Source organism: Methylophilus sp. OH31 (genome assembly GCF_000576615.1).
GTDB lineage: Bacteria > Pseudomonadota > Gammaproteobacteria > Burkholderiales > Methylophilaceae > Methylophilus.
Window position 1 is genome coordinate 18,580 of sequence record NZ_BAUS01000002.1, and the last position, 16,457, is coordinate 35,036.

The 16,457-nt window shown below is 51.7% G+C and carries 14 protein-coding genes and 1 tRNA gene; 7 read left to right on the forward strand and 8 right to left on the reverse strand.

Translation table 11 applies throughout. From position 1 onward, the window contains the following. Positions 1-5: 5 nt before the first annotated feature. A complete protein-coding gene (locus OH31_RS01760; protein WP_024929375.1) occupies positions 6-2,147 on the reverse strand; it encodes a TonB-dependent receptor in 2,142 nt (713 codons plus the stop codon). Positions 2,148-2,247: 100 nt separating this feature from the next. After that, complete coding sequence (gene coaBC / locus OH31_RS01765) at positions 2,248-3,444, reverse strand: bifunctional phosphopantothenoylcysteine decarboxylase/phosphopantothenate--cysteine ligase CoaBC (RefSeq protein WP_024929376.1); 1,197 nt, start codon at positions 3,442-3,444, stop codon at positions 2,248-2,250. A gap of 100 nt (positions 3,445-3,544) precedes the next feature. On the opposite strand from coaBC, the gene OH31_RS01770 reads away from it, so the two are divergent. Continuing rightward, on the forward strand, positions 3,545-4,312 hold the full coding sequence (locus OH31_RS01770) for a hypothetical protein (RefSeq protein ID WP_024929377.1): 768 nt from the start codon (positions 3,545-3,547) through the stop codon (positions 4,310-4,312). A gap of 12 nt (positions 4,313-4,324) precedes the next feature. Continuing rightward, positions 4,325-4,999 (forward strand): DNA repair protein RadC, encoded by a 675-nt coding sequence (radC, locus tag OH31_RS01775; protein ID WP_024929378.1) that lies wholly within the window; start codon positions 4,325-4,327, stop codon positions 4,997-4,999. A gap of 18 nt (positions 5,000-5,017) precedes the next feature. On the opposite strand, the gene OH31_RS01780 is transcribed toward radC, so the two are convergent. Together OH31_RS01780 and OH31_RS01785 are read right to left on the reverse strand one after the other, a co-directional pair. Further along, positions 5,018-5,093: transfer RNA gene (locus OH31_RS01780), tRNA-Val, on the reverse strand. A gap of 103 nt (positions 5,094-5,196) precedes the next feature. Next, the gene (locus tag OH31_RS01785; protein ID WP_242402168.1) at positions 5,197-5,430 is read right to left on the reverse strand and encodes an ANTAR domain-containing protein; all 234 of its coding nucleotides are present in this window, start codon (positions 5,428-5,430) and stop codon (positions 5,197-5,199) included. Between the two features lie 261 nt (positions 5,431-5,691). On the opposite strand from OH31_RS01785, the gene OH31_RS01795 reads away from it, so the two are divergent. The 5 genes from OH31_RS01795 to OH31_RS01815 all read left to right on the forward strand — a co-directional run bounded on the left by OH31_RS01795 (position 5,692) and on the right by OH31_RS01815 (position 11,378). After that, positions 5,692-7,743: a carbon starvation CstA family protein gene (locus OH31_RS01795; RefSeq protein WP_024929379.1), complete on the forward strand. Its 2,052-nt coding sequence runs from the start codon at positions 5,692-5,694 to the stop codon at positions 7,741-7,743. A 9-nt stretch (positions 7,744-7,752) separates the two neighbouring features. Further along, positions 7,753-7,947 (forward strand): YbdD/YjiX family protein, encoded by a 195-nt coding sequence (locus OH31_RS01800; RefSeq protein WP_024929380.1) that lies wholly within the window; start codon positions 7,753-7,755, stop codon positions 7,945-7,947. 111 nt (positions 7,948-8,058) lie between these two features. Continuing rightward, entirely contained in the window at positions 8,059-9,915 is a 1,857-nt protein-coding gene (gene ilvD, locus OH31_RS01805; RefSeq protein ID WP_024929381.1) for a dihydroxy-acid dehydratase, read from the forward strand. Beyond that, a complete protein-coding gene (locus tag OH31_RS01810; protein ID WP_024929382.1) occupies positions 9,915-10,850 on the forward strand; it encodes a D-hexose-6-phosphate mutarotase in 936 nt (311 codons plus the stop codon). Before ilvD ends, OH31_RS01810 begins: the two co-directional genes overlap by 1 nt. A gap of 204 nt (positions 10,851-11,054) precedes the next feature. Next, positions 11,055-11,378 carry a c-type cytochrome gene (locus OH31_RS01815; RefSeq protein WP_024929383.1) on the forward strand — a complete coding sequence of 108 codons (324 nt, stop codon included), beginning with the start codon at positions 11,055-11,057 and terminating at the stop codon, positions 11,376-11,378. Between the two features lie 64 nt (positions 11,379-11,442). Here the strand turns inward: OH31_RS01815 and OH31_RS01820 are convergent, their stop codons facing one another. From OH31_RS01820 to purD, 4 genes are all read right to left on the reverse strand, one after another. Then, positions 11,443-12,840, reverse strand: coding sequence for an amino acid permease (locus OH31_RS01820; RefSeq protein ID WP_024929384.1), 1,398 nt, complete (start codon positions 12,838-12,840; stop codon positions 11,443-11,445). A gap of 68 nt (positions 12,841-12,908) precedes the next feature. Then, a complete protein-coding gene (locus OH31_RS01825) occupies positions 12,909-14,213 on the reverse strand; it encodes a M18 family aminopeptidase (protein ID WP_024929385.1) in 1,305 nt (434 codons plus the stop codon). A 2-nt stretch (positions 14,214-14,215) separates the two neighbouring features. Beyond that, positions 14,216-15,130, reverse strand: coding sequence for an oxygen-dependent coproporphyrinogen oxidase (hemF, locus tag OH31_RS01830; RefSeq protein ID WP_036298552.1), 915 nt, complete (start codon positions 15,128-15,130; stop codon positions 14,216-14,218). A 21-nt stretch (positions 15,131-15,151) separates the two neighbouring features. Beyond that, entirely contained in the window at positions 15,152-16,420 is a 1,269-nt protein-coding gene (gene purD, locus OH31_RS01835; RefSeq protein ID WP_024929387.1) for a phosphoribosylamine--glycine ligase, read from the reverse strand. Positions 16,421-16,457: the final 37 nt, after the last annotated feature.

A 16,457-nucleotide genomic window follows, 5' to 3' on the forward strand; every position in this document is an offset into this window, starting at 1 on the left:
GATATTTAGAACTTGTACTGTGCGCTCAAGCCCAACAGATAGTTACGACCGGCAGCTGGCTCGAAAAATAAGCCGTTACCGTCATTCACGCGTACAGAGCCGATGTAATCCTTATCGGTAATGTTTTCAATACGTATGTATTCTTTAAATCGCCAGTTGGTCAGGTTTTGTTGAAATCCTGCACGGATATTGAATATGGTGTAAGAAGGCGCTTTGTCTGTGTTGATATCGTTCACGTAGACTTGGCTATTATGGCGGCCTTCGAGTGCCGAGAAAAATCCAAGGCTAGGATGTTTCCAAGCGACTTCCCCATACACTTGTGACTTATAAGTGCCAGGGATGCGGTTGCCTGAGTTGACGGGACCGGTTGCGCCTGCTGCGTTAATCACTGTCACGAAAGGGTCATCGAATTTTGCATTGAGTAATGTGTAGGCAGCGAATACGGTGATGTTGTTGTCCAAATTTGCATCAATCGAAGCCTCAATGCCTGTTCTTTTTGTTTTGCCTGCATTTTGATAGCTTGAACGCCCTGAAACAGTTTGACGGGTCACAATTTCATTGTCGGTGTCCACTTTAAATAGAGTGACGTTGGCTCTGATGTCGTCGGTGATAAATGCTTTTGCGCCTAATTCAATATTGGTGCTTTCTGCGGCTTTCAGTGACAGGTTGGGTTTACTTGCTACACCGCCAGTGACATTGTCAAAAGCCGCTTCAATGAAAGTAGGCGTTTCAAAGCCTTTGCCAACGTTAGCATAGAGGTTTAACTTCTCAGTTGCTTTCCAGATAATGCCGATCACCGGAGTGGTTTTCTGGTACTCAACATCTCCACTGTTATCACCGTTTGAGCCAGTGCCGGTAATGAAGTTGTCTTGGACCTCCAGTTTCACCTTGGTGTGACGTGCGCCAGCGTGCAAATCAAGATTGGGCGTAATGCTTAAATTGCCTTGTAAATATTGATCGAAGTTACTAGAGATATTCTGTTCTAGTCTGTTAGGCGTGTTCACCATTGAACCTAAACGCAAAAGATTGGTGTCTTTGCGGTCGTCTGTGGACTTTCCATAATTCAACCCCAAAGTTATTTGGTAAGGAAGGTTGCCTAGGCTGCCTTTGTTGTCCCATCTTAAGTCTGCACCGTAAAACTCTCTATTGATTTCGCTGAGTCTTGAACTGGTCGAGGCGAGAGTTGTAGCGGTTGCGGTTGTTGTTAGAATCTGAGCATTATTTCTACTGCCTACGTAGGGAATAAAGCTGATTTTGTTATTTTCGTTAAACGCATGCTCGATGTTAAAACCAACTTGCGTATGGTCACGTTTAACACTGGTGTTCGCAAATAAGGCAGCAGGGACAACTTTATCTCGTGTGCCGTTAGAAAAAGCTCTTGCACGGTCTAGCCCCAGCGGATCTTGTGCTTCCTGATCAAACCAGTTCACCAGCGTTGTGACTTTGGTGTCTTCGTTCAAATTAAATTTGAATTTGGCGGTCGCCATTTGTTTATTACTTGAGCTATTGGCTCTGTAGCCGTCAGATTCATAGTTGGATACATTCAATGAATACTCCAACCCTTCTAATTGTCCCGCAGCTTCCAGCACATTGCGTTTAGTGTCATAGCTACCAAACATCGTGGTAGCACCAATTGTTGGTGTGGCTGGCGCGTCTTGCGTAAACATCTGAATCACACCGCCGGATGAGTTGCCGTAGAGGGATGAGAACGGGCCGCGCATGACTTCAATGCTTTTGATCGATGACAGGTCTACAACCCCAGGCTGGCCCTGGCCATCTGGCATGGTGAGGGGAATGCCATCGACATAGACGCGGATGCCGCGTACACCGAAGGATGAACGTGAGCCAAAGCCGCGGCTGGAGATTTGTGGATCTTGTGCTTGCTGTGTCCTGTTTTGTGCCGTGATGCCAGGCACGCGAATCAGGCTTTCGGACAGGTTCATTTGCAACTGGCCGTCTTTGATATTCTTTTGCTCAACCACATCAATGGCCACAGGCAAGTCAAAGCTGTTTTGTGCCTGACGGGTAGCTGTGACGACTACCGGCGAAAGTGTGAGGGTTTTTTCTTCGTCCGCCATGGCTTGTGGCATATTGCCAAAGGCAGCAGAAAGGGCGATGTATAAGGGCGTAAAACGAGGTGCGCGCATTGTAATTCTCAGTGCTAAAAATAGACTGCGCGATTGTAAGCTGAGTGTAAGCTTGGAGGTCTCAGTATTTTCATGAAAATACTGAGAATGACCGATTTAATTAGCTTGGATCAAATTGGCTTTTAAGGTGCGTTAAGAGTTTGAATGCAATGTTAATTTTGTCATCTGTGCCCAGTGCATATTCGCCGTGTTCGTCGATGATGGTGACTGCGTTCTGGTCGCTGCCCATGGCGGTATTGGCGTGATTGGCCACGATCATGGAGATGCGTTTCGCCAGTCTTTTTTGCTTGGCATAATCGACTACTTGTTCTGTTTCTGCAGCAAAGCCAACGCAATAGGGTGGGTTGGGTAAAGAAGCAACATCCGCCAGAATGTCTTTATTTTTTATGAGGTTAACGGTAAGTGTTTCCTCACTTTTTTTGATTTTCTGCTCAGAGGAAACATCAGGTCTGTAGTCAGCAACGGCAGCGACCCCAATAAATATGTCCTGGCTGGCGATATGTTGCATCACGGTTTGGTACATGTCTTGTGCGCTACTGGTAAAGTAGGCATGGCTGGTTGCCGGGCGCGTGGCGCTCGCATGACCATATACCAATGTGACTTCCGCGCCCATGCGCATGGCGACCTGCGCCAGGGCATAGCCCATTTTTCCGCTACTCAAGTTGGTGATGCCGCGCACCGGGTCCAGTTTCTCCAGTGTGGCACCCGCCGTGATCATGATTTTTTTACCAGTTAACCATTTGGGCGTAAAAAAGCTGTTGACCTCCTCCAGCAAGTTTTCTGGCTCCAACATCCGGCCTTGACCAACCTCACCACATGCCTGTTCCCCGCTATCAGGGCCTAATATCGTGATGCCGTCTTGTTGCAGTTGCACGATGTTGCGCTGTGTTGCAGGGTTCTCCCACATTTGCCTGTTCATTGCTGGTGCTACCAGGAGTGGGCACTCACGTGCGAGGCATAATGTGGAGAGTAAATCGTTGGCAAAACCATGTGTCAGTTTGGCGAGAAAGTCTGCGCTGGCTGGCGCTACTAAAATGGCATCCGCTTTGCGGCTGAGCTCTATGTGCGGCATGCCGTTAGGAATGCGTTGATCCCAGCTGTCGATAAACACCGGGTTGCCGGACAATGCCTGCAAGGTCGTGGGCGTCATAAAATGCGTCGCTGCTTCTGTCATCACCACTTGTACGCTATGGCCTTGTTTGACCAGTAAGCGCACCAGTTCTGCCGTCTTGTAAGCGGCAATGCCGCCAGTCACGCCTAGCAGTAGATGGCGGGAATGTGAGTGCGTTGGAATCATGGCTGCATTTTAACTGTAAACCACATGCAATTGCCATTTCTCAGCTATGTAGCATTTTCTTTAAAAATGTTAACATCGGGTCATCCATGGGGTGGGGCACATGATAAAGTTAGTCAGGATTTTGTTCTGGGTGGTTGTGGTGCTGACTGCATTGATGCAGCTTTGGCAAGAATATCTCACCTTGCAATGGCGCAAGCCCTTGAACGTGGCGGTATACCCAGTCAATGCTGATGGTGCTCCCGTGGTGGATACCTATATTGCCAGCTTGCGTGCGCAGGACTTTGACATTATTGCGCAGTTTTTTTCGCGTGAAGCACTGAAGTATCAATTGTCTTTGCGTCGACCTGTGACGGTTTATTTAGGGCCTGAAATTCACGATATCCCTCCCGCGCCACCAGCGGTCAATGGGCAATTATTGGATATTATCCTGTGGAGCCTTAAGTTTCGATGGTTTAGCTGGCGCCATCAGCCTGAGGTAGGTGTGCCCGTCGATATCAAACTGTATCTGCTGTATCACGACCCGTCACAGCATCGCCATTTATTGCATTCCACCGCTTTGCACAAAGGCCGCATTGGCCGAGTTAATCTGTTTGCCGAAAACAGTCAGCATGCCACCAATGCCGTCATTATCAGCCATGAATTGCTGCATACCTTGAGCGCCTCGGATAAATATGACCTGAACACCAGTCTGCCTTTGTTCCCGCAAGGCTATGCCGAGCCTTATGCGCAACCGCGCTATCCTCAGGCAATGGCCGAAGTCATGGCAGGCAAAGTGCCGCAAACGGCACAGAACGCGCGCATGGCCAAAAATCTGGACGCTGTGGTGATCGGCAGGCCCACCGCGCGTGAAATTGGCTGGTCAAAGTAAGCGGGAGGCGCGATGGCAATCACTGATTGGCCCGAACAAGAGCGTCCACGCGAGAAGTTATTACGGGCTGGCGCGACAGCGCTGTCAGACGCGGAGTTGCTGGCCATTTTTTTGCGTGTCGGCATGACTGGCAAAACCGCTGTGGATCTGGCGCGTGATCTGTTACAGCATTTTCAAAGCCTGAATGGCGTGTTTTCTGCGGATGTGCAGCAGATGACGGCGGTACCGGGCATGGGCACGAGCAAATATTGCCAGTTGCAGGCGGTGCTCGAGATGAGCAAGCGTGCGCTGGGTGAAGCCTTGCAGCAAAAAGATAGTTTTCGCTCGCCCAAGCAGGTCAAGGATTATTTGCAGTTGCAATTGTCGCATCTGCAGCGCGAAGTGTTTGGCATGATGTTTCTGGATGCGCAGAATCGCCTGATTGCTTATGAAACCTTGTTTGAAGGCAGCTTGATGCAAACCAGTGTCTATCCGCGAGAGGTCGTGAAGCGTGCACTGGCCTTAAATGCGGCAGCAGTGATATTGAGCCATAATCACCCAGGGGGTAATGCTGAGCCTAGTCGTGCTGATGAACAATTGACCATCAGTTTGAAAGACGCTTTAAACCTGGTGGATATCAAGGTGCTTGATCACATCATTGTGGCCAGGCAGGAAACGTTTTCGTTTAGCGAGCGGGGATTGATTTGAAATGTGCAGGCAGGGAGGTGGTGGGTGCTAACGGGGTCGAACCGCTGACATTCGCCTTGTAAGGGCGACGCTCTACCAACTGAGCTAAGCACCCGTGCCTTGCAACGAAGGCCGCATTATACCGAAACTCTTTTTTCCTGCAAGAGCCCGCAAAAAAATTATTGGAGGTTTGTGAGATGGGCGGTGAGCGGGCAGCTTTAAACGGTCAGCCGTTTAGTGATATTGATTAATTGCAGTGAGATGTCGGCCATGCCGGTTTTGCGTTTGTCAGCCATTTCGGATAATAAAGAATACGCTTGTTCTTCACTCAGGTCGCGCTGGTGCATCAAAATATCCTTGGCGGAGTCGACCAGCTTCTGGTCCTCCATGCTCAGGATGATGCGTGGCTTTGAGAAAGGTGGGGCTGGCATGTTGGGGCTGGCGGGTCTCATTGATACTCATGGAAAAATTTCGCTACTTCAATTTAGCAATCTGCATGCCAGTTGGTGAGTTTTTGTTAATGCAATGATTTTAAACAATAATTCCATGATTTTTAGCCCTGGTGTACTAATGCGCACAGGTGCTTTTGTGCACCACAGCAGTGCCGTTGCACCACCGCAACAGGTGTTGGTGACTCATGGTGTTTTTTGCGCACAGTGAGGCTTTTTGTTACAGTGCAAATCATTAAAAAAACAGGAAAGAATGCCATCATTATGAAAGCTTTTTGGAGTCGTGCAGGCTGGGCCAGTGTGGCCTTGTTGGGGGCAGCTGCACTGGCGCATGTCGCTATGGCGCGAGGGGAGTCATTAAATGCATTGTGGTTGATTACGGCCGCGGTGTGCGTGTATTTGATCGGTTACCGTTTTTATTCAGCCTGGATTGCGGCCAATGTGCTGGCCATTGATGCCACACGGGCGACGCCAGCGGAACGCTTGAACAATGGACGCGATTATGTGCCAACCAACCGCTGGGTGGTATTCGGCCACCATTTTGCGGCGATTGCCGGGCCGGGTCCGCTGGTAGGGCCGACTCTGGCGGCGCAATTCGGCTACTTGCCGGGCACATTATGGATTTTAATCGGCGCGGTGCTGGGCGGCGCAGTGCAGGATGTGGTCACACTGTTTTTGTCTACCCGCCGCAATGGGCGTAGCCTGGGGCAGATGGCGCGTGACGAAATCGGGGCAATTGGCGGTACGGCGGCAATGATAGGCACATTTTTAATCATGATTATCCTGATCGCCGTGCTCGGCCTGGTCGTGGTGAATGCCATGAAACACAGCCCATGGGGAACCTCCACCGTGGCAGCCACGATTCCGATTGCCATGCTGGTCGGCGTCTATATGCGCTATTTGCGTCCTGGCCGCGTGCTTGAGGCCTCCTTGCTGGGGGTGATTTTATTGCTGGCATCTGTCGTCTTTGGCGGCTGGATAGATCATCACCCGGTGTTGGCGGCCATGTTTGATCATGAAGGCCTGCCGCTGGCGTTTAGCGTGATTGCCTACGGCTTTGCGGCGGCTGTGTTGCCGGTGTGGCTATTGTTGGCACCACGTGATTATTTGTCTACCTATATGAAGCTGGGGACGGTGTTTATGCTGGCCATTGCGATTTTATGGTTGCGGCCAGAAATCCATATGCCTGCGATCACGCCTTTTATTGACGGTACCGGCCCGATCTTTGGCGGTAAATTATTTCCGTTCGTGTTTATTACTATCGCTTGCGGGGCGATTTCAGGCTTTCATGCCCTGATCGCCAGCGGCACAACGCCCAAGTTGATCACCAGTGAAGGTGATATCCGCATGATTGGTTATGGCGCCATGTTGCTGGAAAGCTTTGTGGCGATTATGGCCATGATCGCCGCTACTGTGCTGGAGCCGGGTGTCTATTTCGCGATCAACAGTCCGGCCGGTGTGGTTGGTAAAGAAGCGCTGGATGCGGTGAATACCATCAGCGGCTGGGGTTATCAGGTAACCGTTGAGCAGATGCAGCATTTAGCCAGCGCGATGGGCGAAAGTACCTTGTTTGCCCGCACCGGCGGTGCCCCCAGCCTTGCCGTGGGCATGGCCAGTATTTTAGGCACGGTGTTTGGCGAACATCTGCTGGCCTTGTGGTACCACTTTGCCATCATGTTTGAAGCCATTTTTATCCTCACCACGCTGGATGCCGGTACGCGCGTGGGTCGCTTTATGCTACAGGATATGCTGGGCAATCTGCATCCCAAACTAGGTGAAACCTCTTACACGCCTTCGGTGATTCTTACTAGTGCGCTGGTGGTGGCTGGCTGGGGCTACTTTCTTTATATCGGCGTCATTGACCCGAATGGTGGTGTCAATATTCTGTGGCCCTTATTTGGCATTGCCAACCAGATGCTGGCGGCGATTGCGCTCTCCGTCGCAACCGGTGTATTGATTAAATCCGGTAAAGTAAGCAAGGCATGGATTACCGGCTTGCCATTGATCTGGCTGCTGGCGATTACCACGACGGCGGCCTACGAAAAAGTCTTCAGTAGCGATATCCGCGTCGGCTTTTTTGCGGCAGCAAATGATTTGTCGCAAAAACTGGCTGACGGCGTTTTGCCGCCAGAAAAAGCCGCTGTGGCACCACAGTTAATTTTTAACCAGCAACTGGATGCCTGGTTAACATTATTTTTTGTCGCCATGTTATGGGTCGTGGTGCTGGATATGGCCAGAATGAGTCGTCGCTATTTTGCCGGACAGCCGGTCAGGCCGTCGAGTGAGGTGGCTTATGTTGCTTCACGCTTGGTTTAAGGAGGCGAAATGCGTACGTATTGGTTAAAGCAAACCTGGCAGCGGATACGCCAGCTCTCTGGGGATGATGCTTATGAGCGTTATCTGGCCCATTATGCAGACACGCACGCCGGGCAGCCAGAGGCACATGCGCCGCTTTCACGTGCTGAATTCTTCAAGCAGTGGCAAGACCAAAAGTGGACCGGGATTAAGCGCTGCTGCTAGCAGTGCATAAGGCATCGCTTGTTCACCTGAATGTAACAAACCTGTTTCAGGCGCGCATGCGGCTGCGGATTCAGTTAAAATAAGATTTTAACGACAATCCTAGTGTTTCTCATGCCTAAATACCGTTCTCACACGACCACGCAAGGTCGTAACATGGCTGGTGCTCGCGCGTTGTGGCGTGCCACCGGTATGAAAGATGAAGACTTCTCCAAGCCGATTATTGCGGTGGCCAACTCGTTCACGCAATTTGTGCCAGGTCATGTCCATTTAAAAGATATGGGCCAACTGGTCGCCCGTGAGATCGAGAAGGCGGGCGGGGTTGCCAAAGAGTTTAATACCATTGCCGTGGATGACGGTATTGCTATGGGCCATAGCGGCATGCTGTATAGCTTGCCTAGCCGTGACCTGATTGCTGACAGCGTGGAATACATGGTCAACGCCCACTGTGCTGATGCGCTGGTGTGTATTTCCAACTGCGACAAAATCACCCCCGGTATGCTGATGGCGGCACTGCGCCTGAATATCCCGGTGGTGTTCGTGTCTGGCGGCCCGATGGAAGCTGGTAAAGTGAACTGGCAGGGCAATGTGCGCAAGCTGGACTTGGTCGATGCCATGGTAGAAGCGGCTGATAGCCATGTCAGCGATGCTGAAGTAGCTGAGATTGAGCGCTCTGCCTGTCCTACCTGTGGTTCCTGTTCTGGTATGTTTACCGCTAACTCCATGAACTGCCTGACCGAGGCACTGGGCTTAAGTTTGCCAGGTAACGGTTCTACGCTGGCGACGCATGCAGCGCGTAAGCAGTTGTTTTTGCAGGCAGGCCGCCTGATTGTGGAACTTGCCAAGCGCCATTACGAGCAAGATGATTACAGCGTATTGCCGCGTAGTATTGCGACCATGCAGGCGTTTGAAAATGCCATGAGCCTGGATGTGGCCATGGGCGGTTCAACCAATACTGTGCTGCATTTGCTGGCCGCTGCGCATGAAGCGGGTGTGGATTTCACCATGAAAGACATAGACCGTATTTCACGTCAGGTGCCTTGCGTGTCTAAAGTTGCCCCGGCAACCAGCAAGTATCATATGGAAGATGTGCATCGTGCTGGTGGTGTGATGGGCATTTTAGCGGAACTCAATCGTGCCGGTGTCATCCATACTGATGTGCCAACCGTTCATAGTCCTAGTATGGGCGATGCGCTGGCCAAATGGGATATCGTCACCACGCAAGATGAAGAAGTGAAAAAGTTTTTCCGTGCCGCGCCTGGTGGCGTTGCGACCACGATTGCCTTTAGCCAGAGTATGTTATGGCCTGAGCTGGATGATGACCGCGAAAATGGTTGCATCCGTAACAAAGCGCATGCTTACTCACAAGATGGTGGTTTGGCCGTGCTCTACGGCAATATTGCACTAGATGGCTGTATTGTAAAAACGGCAGGCGTGGATGACAGCATTCTTAAATTTAACGGCCGCGCCCGTGTGTTCGAGAGTCAGGATGCCGCAGTAGAAAGTATTTTGAATGATGAAATCGTCGCCGGTGATGTGGTGGTGATTCGTTATGAAGGTCCACGCGGTGGGCCTGGCATGCAAGAGATGCTGTACCCCACTTCGTACCTGAAATCCAAAGGCCTGGGCAAAGCGTGTGCCTTGCTCACGGATGGCCGTTTTTCAGGCGGAACCTCCGGTTTGAGTATTGGCCATGCGTCGCCGGAAGCGGCCGAAGGTGGTGCGATTGGCCTGGTGCAAGAAGGCGATGCCATCGAGATCGATATCCCGAACCGGACGATACACCTGGTCATTAGTGACGAGGAAATGGCACATCGCCGCGGCCAGATGGATGCCAAAGGCCGGGATGCCTGGAAGCCATTGAATCGTGAGCGTGTGGTTTCGCCAGCTTTGCGTGCCTATGCCGCCATGAGTACCAGCGCGGCCAAAGGTGCGGTGCGTGATGTAGCGCAGATTGAGAGAGGGAAGTAATGAGCGACGAATGTAGTATCCTGGCCAACAGTATGGAAATGACCAAGCGCATGACTTTGCATGCGCATGTCACCCAATGGCAGGACGAAAATGGTTTGCAGTATCTGGAAATTGATAACCCGCTGGCGACCGGCAAAATTGCCTTGCAAGGCGCGCATGTCATGCAGTGGCAACCCAAATTCCTGGCGAACCCGGTGTTATGGCTCTCCAGCAATGCGCGCTATGTTAAAGGTCGTTCCATTCGTGGTGGTACACCTATCTGCTGGCCATGGTTTGGCGCACACCCCACTGACAGCACGCTGTGTCCGCACGGCTTTGCGCGCGTAATTCCCTGGCGCGTAATGGATATTGATGCAACGCCTACCGGTGCCACGCGCATTATTCTCGAAATGCAGCAAACCCCAGAAGCCCAGCGTCAACTGTCTTACCCCTATGAACTGACCTTGACGATCACTATCGGTCGCCGTTTGCGTATTGACCTGGCCACCACCAACCTGGCGGAACATCCGTTTGTGATCAGTGAAGCGTTTCACACTTACTTTAATGTCAGCGATTTATCGAACGTTAAAATCACTGGCATGCAAGACCTGGTCTACCTGGATAAGTTACTCAAGTACGAGCGCAACGTGGAGCACAACGCGCTGACATTTGACGGTAAAGAGTATGACCGTGTCTATGTGCATCACAGTTCTGATTGTGCCATTCATGATAGCGGCTTTAACCGTATTATCCATGTCTCCAAGTCTGGCAGTGATACCACCGTCGTGTGGAACCCGGGTGCTGAAAAAGCCGGTGCCATGGGCGATATGGGCGTGGGCGATGAATGGCGCAAAACTATTTGTGTGGAAACCACCAATGCCATGGACAACATGGTGGTGATTAACCCGGGACGTAAGCATGTCCTCAGTGCGGAATACTCGATCGAGACCTTGTAACGTTATTGTGACGCGTGTCAACCGTAGCGTTGCACGTGCGTTTTTAGCTTGTTGGCAAAACGCCAAACCGGTTGAAATTATGTGAATCACCGTTGGTTTTAACGGTTTTTCTATTGTAGATTTTGACTGGTCAGGTAATATGCCACATGCATGAGAATTGCATTACGGGGTTCTATTTGTTTAGAGGATATTCAAGGAGATCGCATGAAAGTTTTATTATCCGCAATCGCAGCAGCGACTTTGTTGACGGCAGGTTCAGCACACGCTGTTGACGCCGCTGCAGCTAAAGCACTGGCACAAAAAAGTGGTTGCCTGGCATGTCATAGTGTTGATGCCAAAGTATTAGGCCCTGCATACAAAGATGTTGCAGCAAAATACAAAGGCGACAAAACGGCTGAAGCCAAGCTGATTGAAAAAGTGAAAAAAGGTGGTGCTGGTGTTTGGGGTAATATCCCTATGCCTGCAAACAGCCCACAAGTGAAAGACGAAGACATCAAAACCATCGTTGATTGGGTGTTGTCTCTGTAATTCCAGCCTTGCTGTGATACGAAAAAGCCGACTGATTAGTCGGCTTTTTTATTGGCGGCGATGGTTATGCGCGTAACTTACTATGTCTCAGCGAGTAAACAAAGTAAAAAATCACGCCGATGACGGCCCAGGAGATAAAGCGGTGCCAGGTCTCTGCCGGTAAAAAGGACATCAGTGCCGCGCACGAGATAATGCCGCCAACCGGAATCAGTGGGTTAAACGGATTCTTAAACGGGCGTGCAAGTTCGGGGTGGGTTTTGCGTAGACGCATGACACCAAAACACACCATGATAAAACTGGCCAGCGTGCCAATATTGACGGTTTCGGCCAATTCACCCAGTGGAATAAAGCCAGCGACGATAGACACCACGATACCGCACATCAGGATGATTTTGCTGGGGGTTTGGCGTTCGGGGTTCACTGCTGAAAACACAGGTGAAATCAAACCGTCGCGGCTCATGGCAAATAAAATGCGGGTCAGGCCATACAGCAGCACCAGCAATACAGTAATAAGCCCGGCCAGTACGCCAGTGGCGACCAGTGTCGATGACCAGGTATAACCTAGCTTGGTTAACGCATATGCCACCGGGGAAGACGTGTTGAGCTCGGTATAGGGAATCACGCCGGTGAGCGTGCCAGACACAATGATATAAATAATGGTGCAAAAGGTCAGCGAAGCAATCAGGCCGATAGGCAAGTCGCGTTGCGGTTGCTGGCATTCTTCGGCAGCAGTAGACACGGCATCAAAGCCAAAGTAAGCAAAAAATACCAGCGAGGCACCGGCCAGTACACCAATATTCTTGCCATTGTCTAAGGTTTCAAACCAGCCGAATGGCATAAATGGTTGCCAGTTGGCGGTGCTGATATGACCCACAGATAAGGCCAGGAAAATGGCAATGGTGGAAAGTTTGATAATCACCATGATGTTGTTGGCGCGGGCACTTTCCTTGACGCCGACCATGAGCAGCAAGGTCAATATCCAGATAATGGCAAAGGCGGGCAGGTTGATCGAGCCGCCAAGGATGGGCGCTTTGGTAAGGTGCTCTGGCATTTGCCAGCCGAGGTTGCTCAAGGTATTTACAAAATAGCCCGACCAGCCATTGGCTACGGCGGCGGCACCTACGCCATATTCGAGTAGCAGCATCCAGCCCATCATCCAGGCGGCAAACTCACCAAATGCCACATAACTATAGCCATAGGCGCTGCCAGAGCCACCTATGGACGACGATAACTCGGCATAAGAGAGCGCGGCAAAACCCGCAGCAATAGCGGCAATAATGAAGGATAGTACAACGGCAGGGCCTGATTGCGTGGCGGCGGCAATGCCGGTGAGTACGAAGATGCCAGTGCCGATGGCACCGCCTATGCCTAATAAGGCCAGGTCAAAGGCGGTTAAACATTTCTTCAGGCCGGTGTGCGCATGTGGTTGGATTGGTTTTTTGCGCAATAATTGTTCTAACATTGATTGATTCTCCCCTTATCCGCCTAGGGTAAAGCAATCGTTGTACCAGCGTCAATGCTGGTGAGAAATTAGCTGGCGTAATGTTGCTGCAATGTGGCAATCATATAGCGATGGTCAAGCACGCCTGCGCTTTCGCGGATGCTGTGCATGGCCCACATCGGGTTACCGACATCTACCGTGGCAATGCCCAGTTGTGCCGCCATGATGGGGCCTATGGTGCTGCCGCAACCCAAGTCAGTGCGGTGTGCATATTGCTGGTGCGGCACCTGTGCTTGCTCACATAGCTGGATAAAGCGCGCAGCAGTGACGGCATTGGTGCTGTAGCGCTGGTTGGCGTTGGTTTTGATCACCGGCCCTTGATTGATGTGTACATGATGGCAAGGCTCGTAGCTGCCAGCATGATTCGGGTGAAACGCATGCGCCATATCGGCACTGATGAAGAAACTATTGGCAAAACTGCGCAGCTGGTCTTCTTGCGTCAGGCCTGAGCATAAACAAATACGGTTGATCACATCCAGCAAAAAGCTGCCACCGGCGCCGGTGGCGCTTTCTGAGCCAACCTCTTCGTGGTCGAACAGGGCGCAAATCGTCGTGGACTGTGGTGTTTCGTTGCTAATCAGCGCCTCAAGTGCGGCGTGGCAGGAGGCCAGGTTATCCAGTTGGCTATTGGCGATAAACTCTTGTTCTATGCCCCAGAAACTGCCGCGCTGCGTATCATAGAGTGCGAGGTCCCAGCCGGCGATGGCCTCTGCTGGTATGGCCAGTTTGCCCGCGAGGGTTTCAGTCAGTAATTGTTTTGCTGCGGCAGTATTTGCTGCATGGCCAAAGATCAACGGCAGGCCGGTTTGTTTGTTAAGCGCCAGGCCTTTTTCATTGACTTCGCGGTTCATGTGTATTGCCAGGTTAGGCAGGCGTGCGAGCGGTTGGTCCAGCCTGACCAATCGGGTGTCCAGGCCTTCAGCAGTACGTATCACGACGCGCCCGGCCAGGCTTAAATCACGGTCGGTAAACGTGGCCAAAATAGGCCCGCCATAGACTTCTACCCCCAATTGTGCCGTGCCTTCGGTGCTATAAGCTGCTTGCGGTTTGAGGCGCAAGCCGGGAGAGTCAGTATGCGCGCCAACGATGCGGAAACCGCTGTCTGCAATCGCTTGCTGGCCAAGCGTAAAGGCAATGATGGAGCCGCCATCACGTATGACAAAATATTTTCCACCGGCCTGAAATTGCCAGGATTCGCTCTCTTGCAGCGGTGTAAAGCCATGCGCTTTAAGTTGATTTGCTACCGTGTCTACGGCGTGCCAGGGGCTGGGGCTGTGATCAATAAAGTCCAGCAGGGCTTGCGCTTGTTGTCTGGCTTCTATTGAAACTTGCATGCTTACACCCAGTCTTTCTCAATCAAAAAGTCACTATACAATTTGGCTTCTGCGCTATTGGCTTCCGGCTTCCAGTCGTAGCGCCACTTCACAATCGGCGGCATAGACAGAAGGATAGACTCGGTACGGCCATTCGATTGCAGGCCAAAAATGGTGCCACGGTCAAAAATCAGGTTAAATTCGACATAGCGGCCACGGCGGTAGGCCTGGAAGTCACGCTCGCGTTCGCCGTAAACGGTGTCTTTGCGACGCTGTACAATCGGCAAATAAGCATTGATAAAGGCATCGCCGACGGCACGCTGCAAGGCAAAACTTTTCTCAAAGCCTAATTCGCTAAAGTCGTCAAAAAACACGCCGCCAATGCCGCGTGGCTCTTTACGGTGCTTGAGGAAGAAGTATTCGTCGCAGTGCTTTTTAAAACTGCGGTAGTAGTCGGCGCCAAACGGTGCCAATACCTCTTTGTTCACGCGATGAAAGTGGATGCAGTCATCCTCAAAGCCATAGTAAGGCGTGAGGTCCATGCCGCCGCCAAACCACCAGATATCCTGTTCGCCAGCCTGTTGCGCTTTGGCGACAAAAAAGCGTACGTTCATATGCACTGTGGGCACATAGGGATTGTGCGGATGAAACACCAGGGAAACGCCCATGGCCTCCCACGGGCGGCCAGCTGCTTCCGGGTGGGCGACGCTGGCGGCTGGGGGGAGTTTATTGCCTAGCACATGTGAAAAACCAACACCGGCGCGTTCAAAAACGTTGCCGCCTTCTAGCAGGCAAGAGTTGCCGCCACCGCCTTCTGGCCGTTGCCAGCTGTCCTGCAAAAAGTTTTTGCCATCAACGAGTTCTACGGCTTCTACAATGCGTGCTTGCAAGCCTTGCAGGAAATCAAAAACGGCTTGAGGCTGGATCTGGTCTGTCATGGTCGTGAGCTCTAATGGCGCTTAGTTCTTGATGGCGCGGTAGCCAATGTCCTTGCGGTATTGCGCGCCGTCGAACTTGATTTGCTCCAGCACTTTATACGCTTGCTGCTGCGCAGATTTAACGGTTTCGCCCAATGCGGTCACACACAATACGCGACCACCACTGGTGACCACCTTGCCATCTTTGAGTGTGGTGCCAGCGTGGAACACATGGCCGTCTTGCACGTCTTTTGGCAGGCCGGTAATTTCGTCGCCCAGTCTTGGCGTGTCAGGATAGTGTGCACTCGCCATCACGACACCTAAGGCAAAACGCCAGTCCCATTCGGCTTTGGCCTGGTCCAGTGTGCCATCCACGGCATGTTCAGCCAGTTCCACCAGGTCTGATTTCAGTCGCATCATGATCGGTTGGGTTTCCGGATCACCCATGCGGCAATTGAATTCCAGTGTTTTGACTTCACCGCTGGGGCTGATCATCAAACCGGCATACAAGAAACCGGTATAGGGAATGCCGTCTTTTGCCATGCCTTCTACCGTAGGCACAATGATTTCGCGCATGGCTTTGGCGTGAATCTCTGGGGTCACCACTGGCGCTGGCGAGTAAGCGCCCATGCCGCCAGTGTTCGGCCCCTGGTCTGCATCCAGCAGGCGCTTGTGATCCTGGCTGGTGGCCAAAGGCAGGATATTTTTGCCATCGACCATGACCATAAAGCTGGCTTCTTCGCCGGTTAAAAACTCTTCAATCACGACGCGCGCGCCTGCATCGCCGAGCTTGTTGTCTGACAACATGGCGTCGACGGCGGTATGTGCTTCTTCCAGTGTCATGGCAACCACGACGCCTTTACCTGCAGCCAGGCCATCTGCCTTGATCACAATCGGCGCGCCATTGGCTTCGATGTAAGTATGGGCTTGTGCGGCATCGCTAAATGTCTGGTATTTGGCTGTTGGAATATTGTGGCGCACCATAAACGCCTTGGCGAAGTCTTTGGAGCTTTCCAACTGTGCCGCTGCCTTGGTAGGACCAAAGATTTTTAAATCGGCCGCGCGGAAAGCATCGACCACGCCTTGTGACAGTGGTGCTTCTGGGCCAACGATGGTCAAGGCGATTTGCTCGTCTTCAGCAAATTTCACCAGTTCATCAATTTTGGTGATGGGCACATTGACCATATCCGGGTTGGTGGCCGTACCAGCGTTACCAGGTGCCACATACACACGGCTGACTTCTTTGTTTTGTGTCACTTTCCATGCCAGTGCGTGCTCACGACCGCCAGAACCAATCACTAAAATTTTCATTTTGTATTACCTAATTGAGTTTGAGCCACAGAGGACA

What these genes read in the sequence shown, in the direction of transcription:
- OH31_RS01820 (WP_024929384.1), bottom strand. Translation starts at nt 12,840, where the DNA reads ATGTTAGAACAATTATTGCGCAAAAAACCAATCCAACCACATGCGCAC.
- ilvD (WP_024929381.1), top strand. Translation starts at nt 8,059, where the DNA reads ATGCCTAAATACCGTTCTCACACGACCACGCAAGGTCGTAACATGGCT.
- OH31_RS01800 (WP_024929380.1), top strand. Translation starts at nt 7,753, where the DNA reads ATGCGTACGTATTGGTTAAAGCAAACCTGGCAGCGGATACGCCAGCTC.
- radC (WP_024929378.1), top strand. Translation starts at nt 4,325, where the DNA reads ATGGCAATCACTGATTGGCCCGAACAAGAGCGTCCACGCGAGAAGTTA.
- OH31_RS01770 (WP_024929377.1), top strand. Translation starts at nt 3,545, where the DNA reads ATGATAAAGTTAGTCAGGATTTTGTTCTGGGTGGTTGTGGTGCTGACT.
- purD (WP_024929387.1), bottom strand. Translation starts at nt 16,420, where the DNA reads ATGAAAATTTTAGTGATTGGTTCTGGCGGTCGTGAGCACGCACTGGCA.
- OH31_RS01795 (WP_024929379.1), top strand. Translation starts at nt 5,692, where the DNA reads ATGAAAGCTTTTTGGAGTCGTGCAGGCTGGGCCAGTGTGGCCTTGTTG.
- OH31_RS01785 (WP_242402168.1), bottom strand. Translation starts at nt 5,430, where the DNA reads ATGAGACCCGCCAGCCCCAACATGCCAGCCCCACCTTTCTCAAAGCCA.
- OH31_RS01760 (WP_024929375.1), bottom strand. Translation starts at nt 2,147, where the DNA reads ATGCGCGCACCTCGTTTTACGCCCTTATACATCGCCCTTTCTGCTGCC.
- coaBC (WP_024929376.1), bottom strand. Translation starts at nt 3,444, where the DNA reads ATGATTCCAACGCACTCACATTCCCGCCATCTACTGCTAGGCGTGACT.
- hemF (WP_036298552.1), bottom strand. Translation starts at nt 15,130, where the DNA reads ATGACAGACCAGATCCAGCCTCAAGCCGTTTTTGATTTCCTGCAAGGC.
- OH31_RS01815 (WP_024929383.1), top strand. Translation starts at nt 11,055, where the DNA reads ATGAAAGTTTTATTATCCGCAATCGCAGCAGCGACTTTGTTGACGGCA.
- OH31_RS01810 (WP_024929382.1), top strand. Translation starts at nt 9,915, where the DNA reads ATGAGCGACGAATGTAGTATCCTGGCCAACAGTATGGAAATGACCAAG.
- OH31_RS01825 (WP_024929385.1), bottom strand. Translation starts at nt 14,213, where the DNA reads ATGCAAGTTTCAATAGAAGCCAGACAACAAGCGCAAGCCCTGCTGGAC.